Origin of the sequence: Methylobacterium sp. HMF5984, from assembly GCF_045033435.1 — a bacterium.
Classification (GTDB): Bacteria; Pseudomonadota; Alphaproteobacteria; order Rhizobiales; family Beijerinckiaceae; genus Methylobacterium.
In genome coordinates, this window is the sequence record NZ_JBJFLN010000001.1 from 4,925,040 (window position 1) to 4,938,007 (window position 12,968).

The window sequence follows — 12,968 nt, forward strand, 5'->3', positions numbered from 1 at the left end:
TCTCGGCTCCCAACCACCGGAGATCTCATTCGATGACGCGTCCTGCGTACCTCGCCACCCTGCTCGCCGTGTCCGCGCTCGCGGCGCCCGGCCTGATTGGGCCGGCTTCGGCCTCGCCCTGCTCGGACCGGATCGCCGGGCTGGAGAAGCGGGTGAAGGCGGAGTCGACCGAGGCGATCTCGGCCTCGACCAGCGGCCAGGGCGCCGCGGCCAAGCGCGGCGGCGAAGGCGTGACCGGCACGGAAGGCAACGCGCCCGGCCAGTCGCCGCAGGCTCCGCCGGAGAAGTCGGCCGAGGCCGGAAAGGGCGGCGACGCCGCCCAGCAGGCTAAGGTGGCGCTCGACGAGGCCCGCACCGCCGACGGCAAGGGCGACGCCAAGGCCTGCGAGGCGGCGTTGACCCGCGCCGAGGCGCAACTCAAGGCGGCGCCGTAAGCACGAGCCTCCGCCGGATGCGCGAGCCTCCGCCGTCGTCCGTCGGATGCGGGGGCCGGTGGAGGCTCGGTTGGGTTCGCGCGCCGGATCGGAAAGACCCATGTGGGGCGGAGCCGGTCGGGCGCGGACGCGCGGCGGGCTAAAAAAACCGTTTGCGGCGACGACGCCGGCGGCGGCGAAACGGTTTGCGAAACGGTCGGTCGCGGCGAAACGATCGTGGGTCGGGGGCGGAGACCGTGTCCTCGCCCCGCGGAGGCTTCGTCAGGCCATCGCGTCGAAGGCTAAGCGGGCGGAGGCGGCGCCGAGGGCGTGCGCGTTGCCGTTGAGCCCGGCGCAGAGGTCGTCGATCTCGGCGACGTCGAGGGCCTCGCCGGTCTCGGCGGCGATGGCGTCGATGAGGTGATCCTGGCGGGGGTCGAACGGATGACCCTGCATCCGGTAGAACTGGTAATAGCGCAGGGCCGCCAGGACGGTGTCGCGCTCGCGGGCCGTGACCGTGAAGTTCTGCATGGGCTTTTGGCTCCCGTGTGGCTTCATCGAACGCCGGTACGTGCCGCGGCAACCGCACCAAGCTTGTCCATTGTACGCACAGCGCCGTGAGCGTCCATGTCTTGACACGGCGATCCTGCGTGATTCGGTCGAGAAAGTCCGGTTGCGCGCAAGCGGATATTGAGTTTCCGAACGCAATTCCCGTGGTTTTTCAAACCTGTGCGGTCGCAGCCTGCGTTATTCTGCAGGTGTTCCTGCGCCATTGCATCGGATCACGATGTGAGCGCGGCGAGGAAGGCCGGCACCGTCTCGCTGGCCGGGCCGTAGCGGGCCTCGTCGAACGCGTCCGCGTTGTCGGAGGGCCCGGCGTTGAGCTCGCAGGTCGGGATGTTCCGCGCCTGCGCCAGCCGCACGTAGCCGGCCGCCGGGTAGACCGCCCCCGAGGTGCCGATCGCGACGAACAGGTCCGCCGCCGACAGCGCCGCCTGGATCGCGTCGAGGTGGTGGGGCATCTCGCCGAACCACACCACGTCGGGCCGCGACGTGCCGACCGTCGAGCACAGCGGGCAGGCATCGGCGACGTCGAGGTCGCCGGGACAGGGAAAGGTGCCGGCGCAGGCGGTGCAGCGGCCCTTCAGCAGCTCGCCATGCATGTGGACGACGGCACGCGAGCCCGCCCGCTCGTGCAGGTCGTCGACGTTCTGGGTGCACAGGAACAGCCGCCCGCCGCGCTCCGCCAGCGCCGCCTCGGCCTGCGCGAGCGCGACGTGGGCCGGGTTCGGCGCGGCCGCGACCGCCCCGCGCCGGCGCAGGTTGTAGAAGTCCAGGACGGTGCCGGGGTCGGCCGCGAAGGCCTCGGGCGTCGCGAGCCGCATCGGATCGAACCGCGCCCACATCCCGCCGCGGTCGCGGAACGTGCCGAGCCCGCTCTCGGCCGAGACGCCGGCTCCGGTGAGGACGAAGACGGTCTTCGGAAAGGGCGCACGCAGGGGCATGGGCGCGAGCCTACACCCGCCCGGCGCCGACCGCCCATCGGAATTCGGCGCCGGGCAGGTCGAAGCTGCGGGCCGGCGCGGCGAGGCTCGGCGGAGGGGCCGGCGCGCCGTCCCGCCGGGCGATGCGGCCCGAGCCGATCAGCCGAGCTATACCGCGCCGATGCGCATCCTCGGCCGCCTTCTCCTCGGCTCCCTCGCCCTGCTCCTCGCGATCCCGAGCGGCGGCGCGATCCTGCTCATGGCGCTCGTGCTCGATCCGGTGGCAAGCGTCTGGCTGACGAAAGGCGCGCTCGCCGGGCTCGATGCCGGCCTGTCGGATCTCGCCGCCGGCCTGCCGCCGGAGAGCTTCGCGTGGGTCCTCGCGGGGCTGGCGAAGGCGTCCTTCGTGCTGCTCGCGGTGCCGCCGGCCCTGGTGGCGCTGGTCGGCGAGACCCTGCGCTGGCGCGGCCTGCTCTGGTACGGCGCCGGGTGCGGCCTGATCACCGCCGCCCTGCCCTGGCTCGCGCGCGGGGCCGTGCACCCCGGCGGCACGGCGCTCGCGGCCGAGGCGCGGGTCACCGCGATCCTGTTCCTCGCCGGCGCCGGTGCCGGGCTCGTGTACTGGCTGATCGCCGGGCGAAGCGCCGGGCGGCCCCCGACGCGGGCGTGACGTTTCCGCGACACGGGCGCGCTTCGGGGCGGCCCGGCGGGATGCTTCGGATGCGTCGAACCGTCGAACCCCGGTCGGCCCGCCCAGGATCCCCCTGGCGGCGACGAGGGACGAACGATGATCGCACGCCGCCCGTGGACGACCCGGACCGCCCTCGCCCTGCTCGCGGCCCTCCTGCCCGGCGGCCCCGCCTGGGCCGGCTCGGCGGCGCAGCCGGGCCAGACCGTCGGCCTGCCGGTGGGGGGGCAACTGCCGGTCGGGTTCTATTTCGTGAACCTGTCGAGCTTCGGCGTCCGCGACACGCGGCCCCTGGACTCGGAATCGAACGTCAACCTGCCGACCTTCGCCTGGGCGACGCCGTGGACGATCGCCGACGCGCGGCTGCAGTTCTTCGTCACGCAGCCGGTGGTCGCCTCGAGCGGGCGCGGCGCGCCCTACCGGAGCGGCGTCGGGCAGCCGCTGCTCGCGGCGCAGCTCGCATGGGACCTCGGAAACGACATCGGGTTCAGCTACCTGTTCGGCGGCTACCTGCCGATCGAGACCCGCTTCCTGACGCAGTCGGCCTCGATCACCCAGCGCTTCGCGGTCAGCTACACCGGCAACGGCTGGAACCTGACCGCCAACCTGCTGCACGGGATCTTCATCGACGACCGCTCGCCCACGGGCACGCTCTACCCGGACTACCTCAACCTCGACCTCACCGCGACGAGGAAGCTCGGCCAGTGGCAGGTCGGCGCCGTGGCCTTCGGCTCGACCGACCTGCCGACCGGGGTCGGCAGCGACCGACCCCAGGGGCAGATCGCGGTGGGCGGCCTCGTCGGCTACAATTTCGGCCCGGTGAACCTGCAGGCCTACCTCACGCGCGACGTGGTCGAGCGCAACTACGGCGGCCGGGAGACCCGCGGCTGGCTGCGCGCGATCGTGCCGCTCTACCAGGACAAGGGCGAGGTGGAGCCGAGCCGCACGCTGGTGACGCGGCGCCAGGGCGAATGACCGGCGCCTGCCGGACGGTCGCGGCCGTGCTATCGGGAAGCGAATGAGATCGATCCGCGCCGCCCTCGCCGTTCTCCTCATGCTGGGCGGCCCCGCCCTCCCGCAGGGCTCGGGGCCGCCGATCCCCTCCGACGACGCACGGATGCTGCCGGTGCAGGCCGCGCACGGCATGGTCGCGAGCCAGGAGGCGCGGGCGACGCGGATCGGCGTCGACATCCTCAAGCGCGGCGGCAACGCGGTCGACGCCGCGGTCGCCGTCGGCTTCGCGCTGGCGGTGACCCTGCCGCAGGCGGGCAACCTCGGCGGCGGCGGCTTCATGCTGGTGCACCTGGCGGACCGGCACGAGACCGTGGCGATCGACTACCGCGAGACCGCGCCGCAGGCCGCCACCGCCGACATGTTCCTGGCGCCCGGCGGCGAGCCGGACCGCGCCGCCTCGCGGCGCAGCGGCAAGGCCGTCGGCGTGCCGGGCACGGTGCGGGGCCTGGCGGAGGCGCACCGCCTCTACGGATCGGGAAAGCTGTCCCTCGCCGAGCTGATCGCGCCGGCCGAGGCCCTGGCCCGCGCCGGGATCCCGGTCACCGGCGGCCTCGCCGATTCCCTGCCGCGGTCGGCCGGCCTCCTCGGGCGCTGGCCCTCGACCCGCCGGATCTTCTTCCGCGGCGACGTCCCCCTGCCCCGCGGCGACAGCCTCGTGCAGGCGGACCTCGCCGACACGCTGCGCGCCGTCGCCGAGGGCGGCCCGGACGCGTTCTATGCCGGCCCGATCGCCGGGCGGATCGCGGCGGCGGTGCGCGCGGCCGGCGGCCCGATGACGGAGGCCGATCTCGCCGCCTACCGGCCGGTGGTCCGCCAGCCCGTGCGCGGGACCTATCGCGGCTACGAGGTGGTCTCGATGCCGCCGCCCTCGTCCGGCGGCGTCCACCTGATCGAGATCCTGAACATCCTCGAGGGCTTCGACCTCGCCGCGATGGGTGCGGGCAGCGCCGCCGCGATCCACACCCTGGCCGAGGCGATGAAGCCGGCCTACGCCGACCGGGCGACCTGGCTCGGCGACCCGGACCGGGTCCGCGTGCCGGTGCAGGGCCTCACCGCCAAATCCTACGCGGCGCGGCTGCGGCGGGCGATCGACCCGGAGCGGGCACGGCTCGCCGACAGCATCGCGGCCGGCGACCCGTTGCCGCCCGAGCCCGACCAGACCACGCATTTCTCGGTGGTCGATGCCGCGGGCAACGCGGTGGCCAACACCTACACCCTGAACTTCTCCTACGGGATCGGGCTGGTGGCCGAGGGCACCGGCGTGCTGCTCAACAACGAGATGGACGACTTCTCCGCCAAGGCCGGCACCCCGAACGCCTACGGGCTCGTCGGCGGCGACGCCAACGCGGTGGCGCCGGGCGCCCGGCCGCTCTCCTCGATGACGCCGACCTTCCTGTTCCGGGACGGGCAGCTCTACCTCGTCACCGGCAGCCCCGGCGGCAGCCGCATCATCACCACCGTGCTCGACGTGATCGTCAACCTGATCGACTTCCGCATGAACCTCGCCGAGGCCGTCGACGCGCCGCGCATCCACCACCAGTGGAAGCCCGACGTGCTGCGGGTCGAGCAGGGCCTGTCGCCCGACACCCTCGCCCTCCTGCGGGCGCGGGGGCACGACGTCAGGGTCGGGTCGAGCTCGGGCTCGGCCAACTCGATCCTGCGCAGCGACGGCCTGCTCTCGGGCGCCGCCGATCCGCGCCAGCGCGACACGCTCGCCGAAGGGTATTGAGGTGGGGCCGAGCGGCCGTCCGGCGGCGTCGGGACATGAAAAACCCCGCCGAAGCGGGGCTGCTGGGTCCGTCGCGCCACGGCGTCCTATGCCGTGTTCGACGAGCGGTAGGCCGGATCGCCATGGCTTTCCGCGCCGCGATAGGCGCGGAGCCGCGTCTTCTGGTCCTCGGAAAGCCCGTCGAAGAAGCTCGTCATGGGACGCGGTTGCGGTTGCGCCGACGCGTCAGACGCGGGAACAGCCTTGGAGGCCAGCGGCACCCGACGGAACGGCCCGAGAAGGCGTGCTAAGGTGTTCATCAGGGTATCTCCAGCCGGTAATATGCGTCCTGGCCCCTCGGGGTTGCAAGCTCGAACCCGAAAATGTCGCGATACAGGTCTTCCAGCCGCGGCACGACCGGCTGCACCCGGATCTCACGCTTGCCGTTGAGCTGTGCGTAGTTCTGCGTCGCCTCCAACGCCACGAGGGCCCGATATCCGGTCAGGGGACAATCCTGCCGCGGACTGCCTTCCAGGAACCTGACCGTGGCCGCCTCGCCGGACAGCGTGGTCAGGGCAAGGCCGCAGAGTCGGTCGCCGACCCACATCACGAGGTCGAGGCGATCGACTTCGTTGTGGTAGCGGTCGTGGACGAGATCCCAGTCCCAACATTCCGCGGACCGCCGGTCCAACCCCAACCATTGCCTCTTCCAGGCCTCGGACGCCCTGCGAGACCAGATTCCGAGGCTCAGATCGATCCCGAGGGCCGACGAGATCTTCCGGGCCGCCCGCAGACGGGCTTCGTCACCCCGCGGGAGATACCGCGCCCTGGCCATCGCAGACACTGGAAGGACGCCCTCCTGAAACGGCGACGGTCGTTGGCCGCCCCGGTGACGGCCGAGATGCAAGGCCGAGACTCGATGAAGCCAAGATCGAGGTGAAGCCAAGATCGAGCGATGACAAGATCGATCGATGGACAAGCCGCAAGCCTTCGATCGTCACCCGAGGTCGATGCTCGGGCCGTCTCCCGCGAAGCGGCGCGGGATGCGCTGGCCCGGACCCGGGGTGCACGGTTCGCTTCCCGTCACAGCTTTCGCCCCGGTACCGGGCGCCATCTGTTGGCCCCCGCCGCGCCCACGCGCTAAAGGAAACCGTCACAGAAGGTCCCGATGCTCGCCGTCCGCTCCCTCGCGTTCAATCTCTGCTTCTACGCCGCCACGACGCTGATCGCGTTCGGCGGGTTGCCGACGCTGGTCTCGGGGCGGGCGGTGATGCGGCTGGCGCGGTTCTGGGGGCGGGTGACGCTGTGGCTGCTGCGCGTGGTCGCCGGCACCCGCGTGGAGTTCCGCGGGCTGGAGAACATCCCGTCCGGCGCGATGCTGGTCGGGGCCAAGCACCAGTCGGCGCTCGAGACCCTGGCCCTGTGCACGGTGTTTCCCGAATTCGCCTACGTGCTGAAGCGCGAGCTGCTGTTCATCCCGCTGATCGGCTGGTTCCTGTCGCGCAGCGGCATGGTGGCGATCGACCGGTCGAAGGGCGCGCGCGCCATGAGCCTGATGAACGCGGCCGCCGCCGACGCGATCGCGCAGGGGCGCCAGCTCATCGTCTTCCCCGAGGGCACCCGGACGGCGCCCGGCGCGGCCCCGACCTACAAGCAGGGCCTGTCCCACCTCTACGCCGCGCTCTCCGTGCCGTGCCTGCCGGTGGCGCTGAACACCGGGCTGTACTGGCCGCGCCGCAGCTTCGTCCGCCGCCCGGGCACCACGGTGATCGAGTTCCTGCCGCCGATCCCACCCGGGCTGGCACGCGCCGCCTTCCTCGACCTCGTCGAGGACCGCATCGAGACCGCCTCGAAGGCCCTGCTCGCGGCCGGCCTCGCCGACCTCGGGCAGGCCGCCCGCACGGTCCCGGAGCCGCGCCGCGAAACCTCGCGTCCGGCCTGACCCGCGCGCCCGATTCGTGCGCGCGGAGAACCGTCGGGACGTTGCGAATCGGCCTGCGAATTCCCATTTCCGTTGAACGAGACGAATCGCTTGACGGGCGCGCGATGCCCGATCTAGGTTGGAACAAATGGCGAACAAGAGAGCCTTGTCCTGGTCGGCCGCCCTGCGCGACCTGAAGGACGAGCGGACACGGAGACAGGACGTGCGGGAAGAGCGCTTGAGGACCACCGCCGGCCTTCGCGGCACCCCCGCCCTGGCGCTCAGCGCCTGGCGCGGACGTTCCGGCCGGCGCTACGTCGTCGGCGTCCACGACCTCAGCGCGCCCGAGCTCGACGAGATGGGCGAGGCGGTGGTGATCGCGGTCCGCCGCGATCCCGCCGGCATCGCCGAGCTGGTCGCGGTGTCGGCCTCCGGCGAGAGCCCCCGCGAGCGCCTGCACCGGACCTGGCTCGCCCGCGCCCGGAAGGGCGGCGCGACCGAGATGCACGTGCATCGGCTCGCCGAGGACGAGGCCGAGCGCAAGGCCATCGTCGACGATCTCTCGATGGAGAGCGCGGATCCGGCGCACGCCTGATATCCCTCCGCTCGATCAGGGCGGTCGGCATATCCGGCAGGCCCGCGCGCGATCGAAGGCCGAATCCGCCGGTCCGGCGAGGTGATGCGGATTTGGATCACGCCGCCCACGCCCCAGTTTCGCCCCGAGCCTCCCCTCATGCCTTGTGCGGCATGGACGATCGCGGACGAACCCGCGACGGGGCGAGAGCGCGGAGCGAACGATGCAGGATCCGGTACGGCAAGATCCTTCGGGGCAAGCCCCGGCCGAGCCCGCCGCGATCCCGCCGAAGGCGCCGCGTTCCCGGCGCGGCCTGTTCCTCCCCTACATCCTGCTGCTGACGCTGGTGCTGCTGTGGTCGGCGGGCTGGGTCTACCTCCGCGGCCGCGCCGCCACCGAGATGGACGGCTGGGTCGCCCGCGAGGCCGCGGCCGGCCGGACCTGGACCTGCGCCGACCGGTCGATCACCGGCTATCCGTTCCGGATCGAGCTGCGCTGCGCCTCGGTCAGCCTCGCGCGTGCCGACGGCCGCTTCCGGCTGGGTCCGCTGACCGCGGTGACGCAGGTCTACCAACCCCGGCACGTGCTGATGCTCGCCGAGGGCCCGTTTCACGTGGAACAGGGCGACCTCGTCGGCGACGCGACCTGGACGATGCTGGAAGGCAGCTTCCACGGCGCGTCGGACGGGTTCGTGCGCGCCTCGCTCGTGGTCGACGGGCCTTCGGTGACGGTCGCCGGCGCGGCGCCCGATCCGATCACCGTCTCCGCCCGCCACCTCGAGCTGCATGCGCGGCCGACGCCGGGACGATTCGATTCGGACGGCGCGGTCGACCTCAGCCTGCGCCTGTCGCAGGCCCTGGCGCCGATGGCGGATGCGCTGATCGGCAACGCCGATCCCGCCGACCTCACCCTCGACGCCACGGTCAACCGGGCGGCGATGCTCGGCACCGGCACGGTGGCGCGCGAGCTCGAACGCTGGCGCCAGGCCGACGGCAGCCTCGACGTCGCCGGGCTGTCGCTGGCCAAGGGTGCGCGCCGCCTGCAGGCCAAGGGCAATCTCGGGATCGACCAGGATCATCGCGTCGAGGGCCAGCTGGACCTGCGGGCCGCCGGGGTCGAGGCGCTGGTCGCGTCGGTCGTCGGGCAGCGCTTCGGCGCCGATCGCGGCGCGCTCATCGGCAACCTCGTCGGCGGCCTGCTCGGGCTTAGGCGCCAGCCCGAGGGCGAGCCGGGGGGCGACGTGCCGCTCAAGCCGCTGCCGCCGCTGCGCCTCGCCGACGGCCGGATGATGTTCGGGCCGATCGCGATCCCGAACGTGCGGCTGCAGCCGCTGTACTGATCCGGCCGTGCCGGTCCCCGGGCGTCGAGGGTGGAGCAGACTGCGCCGCCCGGGCGCCGGCGGCCATACGCAAAACAGCGTATATGCTGCAACGCAACCGAGCCCCTAGCCTGCGCTCCACGATCCGCGGCCGTTCCATGAGCCGCCGGACGCGAGATGCGAGGCGTGAGGCACGATGGCTGACGGGGATCACGATCTGGATCGGGGCATGGACCGCGGCTTGCGCTCGCCCCTGCGGCGCAAGCTGCTGATGGGGCTGGCGGCCGCGCCCGCCCTTTCGCTCCTGCCGCGCACCGCGTTCGCGGCGGGGCCTGCCACCTCGGCGGTCAGCACCACCGGCCTCGCCGTCACCGACACCGAGGTGACCTGCGGCATCCTCCACTCGATCACCGGCACCATGGCGATCTCGGAGACCGGCGCCCAGCAGGCCGAGAAGCTCGCCATCGCGCAGATCAACGAGGCCGGCGGCATCCTCGGCCGCAAGATCAAGATCATCCAGGAGGACGGCGCCTCCGACTGGCCGACCTTCGCCGAGAAGGCCAAGAAGCTCCTCGTCAACGACAAGTGCGCGGCGGTGATGGGCTGCTGGACCTCGGCCTCGCGCAAGGCGGTGCTGCCGGTCTTCGAGCAGTACAACGGCCTCCTGTACTACCCGACCTTCTACGAGGGCCTGGAGCAGTCCAAGAACGTGTTCTACACCGGCCAGGAGGCGACGCAGCAGATCCTCGCCGGCCTCGACTGGGTGCACAAGGAGAAGGGCGGCGACACGTTCTTCTTCGTCGGCTCGGACTACATCTGGCCGCGCACCTCGAACAAGATCGCCCGCAAGCACGTCGAGAACGTGCTCAAGGGCAAGGTCGTCGGCGAGGAATACTTCCCGCTCGGTCACACGCAGTTCAACTCGGTGATCAACAAGATCAAGCTCACGAAGCCGAAGGTGATCTTCACCGACGTGGTCGGCGGCTCGAACGTGGCGTTCTACAAGCAGCTCAAGGCGTCCGGCATCGACCTCTCGAAGCAGGTGCTTCTGACGATCTCGGTCACCGAGGACGAGATCGACGGCATCGGCGGCGACAACATCGCCGGCGCGTACTCGTGCATGAAGTACTTCCAGTCGATCGAGAACGACAACAACAAGAAGTTCGTCGCCGACTTCAAGAAGATGTGGGGCGAGAAGACCGTCATCGGCGACGTCACCCAGGCCGCCTATCTCGGGCCCTACCTGTGGAAGATGGCCTGCGAGAAGGCCGGCTCGTTCGACGTCGACAAGGTCGTCGCCGCTTCGCCCGATCTCGAGTTCAAGGGCGCCCCCGAGGGCTACGTCCGGATCGACCCGAACCACCACCTGTGGTCGAAGACCCGGGTCGGCAAGGCCAAGACCGACGGCCAGTTCGAGATCGTCTACACAAGCCCCGAGCTGATCAAGCCCGACCCGTTCCCGAAGGGCTACCAGTAGGCCGCATGCGCGCGCCGCCGATGCGGCGCGCGATTTGCAGACGGCCTTTCGACGATCCCCCATCCCCCGGCCTCATCCTGAGGCGCCCGCGACGGTGGGCCTCGAAGGAGGGCTCCAGGGATCGCCGAGCGCTTCGGAGGGCTCCCTCGAGGCCTCCGCTTCGCTCCGGCACCTCAGGATGAGGTGGGCGGGTGGGAGACGGCGATCGCGCAAAGCGGCGGGCCACGGCCCTCCGGCATTCCCGACGGCTCGGAGCGCACGGATGTTCGGTGACTATTCCCTCGGCGATCTCGGCGCGATCTTCGCGATGCAGGGCTTCGCCGGCCTGATCCTGTTCTCGGTCTACGTGCTGATGGCGCTCGGGCTGGCGATCATCTTCGGGCAGATGGGCGTGATCAACATGGCGCACGGGGAGTTCATGATCCTCGGCGCGTACATGACCTACCTGTGCTCGACCTTCTTCCAGACCTACCTGCCGGCGCTGTTCCCGGCATACTTCTTCCTGGCGATGATCCTCGCCTTCTGCGCCTCCGGGGCGCTGGGGATGCTGGTGGAGTGGGCGCTGATCCGCCACCTCTACAAGCGCCCGCTCGACACGCTGCTCGCCACCTGGGGCCTGTCGCTGATCCTGCAGCAGGCCTACCGCTCGATCTTCGGCGCGCGCGAGGTCGGCGTCGAGCTGCCGAGCTGGCTGATCGGCTCGGTGCAGGTCACCGATTCGATCGAGATCCCGATCAACGGCCTGTTCGTGATGGCGGTCACCACGCTGATCACGGTCGGCGTCGCGCTGCTGATCTACCGCTCGCGCTTCGGCCAGCAGGTCCGCGCGGTGATGGCCAACCGCCCGATGGCGGGCGCCGTCGGCATCGATACCGAGAAGGTCGACCGCTACACGTTCGGCCTCGGTTGCGGCATCGCGGGCGTGGCCGGCTCGGCCTTCACGATGATCGGCTCGACCGGGCCGACCTCGGGCCAGCTCTACATCGTCGACACCTTCCTGATCGTGGTCTTCGGCGGGGCGGCCTCCCTGCTCGGCACCATCGCCTCGGCGTTCTCGATCTCCCAGACCCAGTCGACGCTGGAATTCTTCCTCTCCGGCTCGATGGCCAAGGTGCTCACCCTGCTCGCCGTGGTCGGCATCCTGATGCTGCGGCCGCAGGGCCTGTTCACCCTCAAGGTCCGGCGCTGAGGATTTCGACGATGAAGAACCCCGTCCAGACCCTGACCAAGTCCGTCACCGTGAACGACAACCCGTTCATGAAGCCGATCGAGTGGCTGAGCCTGGCGGTGCTGGCTTTGGTGCTGCTCGTCGTGCTGCCGAGCCTGCTCGACGCCTTCCGGCTCAACCTGGTTGGCAAGTACCTCACCTACGCCTTCGTCGCCCTCGGCCTCGTCATCTGCTGGGGCTATGCCGGCATCCTGTCGCTCGGCCAGGGCTGCTTCTTCGGCCTCGGCGGCTACTGCATGGCGATGTACCTGAAGCTCGAGGCGTCCAGCGTCGAGAACACGAAGATCCAGTCGACGCCGGGCATCCCCGACTTCATGGACTGGAACCAGATCACGGCGCTGCCGTGGTTCTGGAAGCCGTTCCAGAGCCTGCCGCTGACCTTGATCCTCGTCGTCGCGGTACCGGTGCTGTTCGCCTTCGTGATCTCGGCGGCGATGTTCAAGCGCCGGGTCGGCGGCACCTACTTCGCCATCATCACCCAGGCGATCGCCGCGATCCTGACGATCCTGATCGTCGGGCAGCAGGGCTACACCGGCGGCATCAACGGCATCACCGACCTGCGCACGCTGCACGGCTGGGACATCCGCACCGACGGCGCCCACACCATCCTCTACTTCGTCAACGGCGGCCTGCTGATCGGCTGCATCCTGATCGCGCAGTTCGTGAAGAAGTCGAAGCTCGGGCGCATCCTGGTCGCGATGCGGGACAAGGAGGACCGGGTGCGGTTCTCCGGCTACTCGGTCGCCGGGTTCAAGGTCTTCGCCTTCTGCCTCGCCGCCGCCTTCGCGGCGATCGGCGGCGCGATGTTCACCCTCCAGGTCGGGTTCATGTCGCCGTCCTTCGTCGGTATCGTGCCCTCGATCGAGATGGTGATCTACGCCGCCGTCGGCGGGCGGATGTCGCTGTTCGGCGCGGTCTGGGGCACGCTGCTCGTCAACTGGGCCAAGACCAGCTTCTCGGAATCCTTCCCCGACCTGTGGCTGTTCGGCCTCGGCGCGCTGTTCATCGCCGTGGTGCTGGCCTTCCCGAACGGTCTCGCCGGCATCTGGCGCGAGCACGTCGAGCCGCGCCTGACGCGCCGGGTGAAGGGTCTGCGCGCCCCGCCCCCCGCGATCGTCCCCCACGGCGCACCGGCCGAGTGAG

13 protein-coding genes are annotated in these 12,968 nt (G+C 70.9%); 10 read left to right on the forward strand and 3 right to left on the reverse strand.

What is annotated here, in order from left to right:
* Positions 1-32: 32 nt before the first annotated feature.
* Positions 33-434 (forward strand): hypothetical protein, encoded by a 402-nt coding sequence (locus ACFZ8E_RS23920; RefSeq protein ID WP_147859714.1) that lies wholly within the window; start codon positions 33-35, stop codon positions 432-434.
* Positions 435-695: 261 nt separating this feature from the next.
* Here ACFZ8E_RS23920 and ACFZ8E_RS23925 read toward each other — a convergent pair whose 3' ends face one another.
* Entirely contained in the window at positions 696-944 is a 249-nt protein-coding gene (locus ACFZ8E_RS23925; RefSeq protein WP_147843828.1) for a hypothetical protein, read from the reverse strand.
* Positions 945-1,195: 251 nt separating this feature from the next.
* Positions 1,196-1,918, reverse strand: coding sequence for an SIR2 family NAD-dependent protein deacylase (locus tag ACFZ8E_RS23930; protein ID WP_405043991.1), 723 nt, complete (start codon positions 1,916-1,918; stop codon positions 1,196-1,198).
* A 160-nt stretch (positions 1,919-2,078) separates the two neighbouring features.
* On the opposite strand from ACFZ8E_RS23930, the gene ACFZ8E_RS23935 reads away from it, so the two are divergent.
* The 3 genes from ACFZ8E_RS23935 (at position 2,079) to ggt (ending at position 5,328) form a co-directional block, all read left to right on the forward strand.
* Complete coding sequence (locus ACFZ8E_RS23935) at positions 2,079-2,567, forward strand: hypothetical protein (protein ID WP_243932696.1); 489 nt, start codon at positions 2,079-2,081, stop codon at positions 2,565-2,567.
* A gap of 117 nt (positions 2,568-2,684) precedes the next feature.
* Entirely contained in the window at positions 2,685-3,560 is an 876-nt protein-coding gene (locus ACFZ8E_RS23940) for a transporter (RefSeq protein ID WP_405043993.1), read from the forward strand.
* A 43-nt stretch (positions 3,561-3,603) separates the two neighbouring features.
* On the forward strand, positions 3,604-5,328 hold the full coding sequence (gene ggt / locus ACFZ8E_RS23945; protein ID WP_405043994.1) for a gamma-glutamyltransferase: 1,725 nt from the start codon (positions 3,604-3,606) through the stop codon (positions 5,326-5,328).
* Positions 5,329-5,626: 298 nt separating this feature from the next.
* Here the strand turns inward: ggt and ACFZ8E_RS23950 are convergent, their stop codons facing one another.
* On the reverse strand, positions 5,627-6,004 hold the full coding sequence (locus tag ACFZ8E_RS23950) for a hypothetical protein (RefSeq protein WP_405043995.1): 378 nt from the start codon (positions 6,002-6,004) through the stop codon (positions 5,627-5,629).
* 471 nt (positions 6,005-6,475) lie between these two features.
* Between ACFZ8E_RS23950 and ACFZ8E_RS23955 the strand changes: the two genes are divergently transcribed.
* The 6 genes from ACFZ8E_RS23955 (at position 6,476) to urtC (ending at position 12,967) form a co-directional block, all read left to right on the forward strand.
* Positions 6,476-7,249, forward strand: coding sequence for a lysophospholipid acyltransferase family protein (locus tag ACFZ8E_RS23955; protein WP_405043996.1), 774 nt, complete (start codon positions 6,476-6,478; stop codon positions 7,247-7,249).
* A 127-nt stretch (positions 7,250-7,376) separates the two neighbouring features.
* Positions 7,377-7,823: a hypothetical protein gene (locus ACFZ8E_RS23960; RefSeq protein WP_147729237.1), complete on the forward strand. Its 447-nt coding sequence runs from the start codon at positions 7,377-7,379 to the stop codon at positions 7,821-7,823.
* A gap of 202 nt (positions 7,824-8,025) precedes the next feature.
* On the forward strand, positions 8,026-9,141 hold the full coding sequence (locus ACFZ8E_RS23965; RefSeq protein ID WP_405043997.1) for a DUF2125 domain-containing protein: 1,116 nt from the start codon (positions 8,026-8,028) through the stop codon (positions 9,139-9,141).
* A 208-nt stretch (positions 9,142-9,349) separates the two neighbouring features.
* Positions 9,350-10,597: an urea ABC transporter substrate-binding protein gene (gene urtA, locus ACFZ8E_RS23970; RefSeq protein ID WP_147842652.1), complete on the forward strand. Its 1,248-nt coding sequence runs from the start codon at positions 9,350-9,352 to the stop codon at positions 10,595-10,597.
* 262 nt (positions 10,598-10,859) lie between these two features.
* Complete coding sequence (urtB, locus tag ACFZ8E_RS23975) at positions 10,860-11,786, forward strand: urea ABC transporter permease subunit UrtB (protein ID WP_147842653.1); 927 nt, start codon at positions 10,860-10,862, stop codon at positions 11,784-11,786.
* A gap of 11 nt (positions 11,787-11,797) precedes the next feature.
* Positions 11,798-12,967 (forward strand): urea ABC transporter permease subunit UrtC, encoded by a 1,170-nt coding sequence (urtC, locus tag ACFZ8E_RS23980; protein ID WP_147726956.1) that lies wholly within the window; start codon positions 11,798-11,800, stop codon positions 12,965-12,967.
* The last annotated feature ends 1 nt before the right edge of the window (position 12,968 follow it).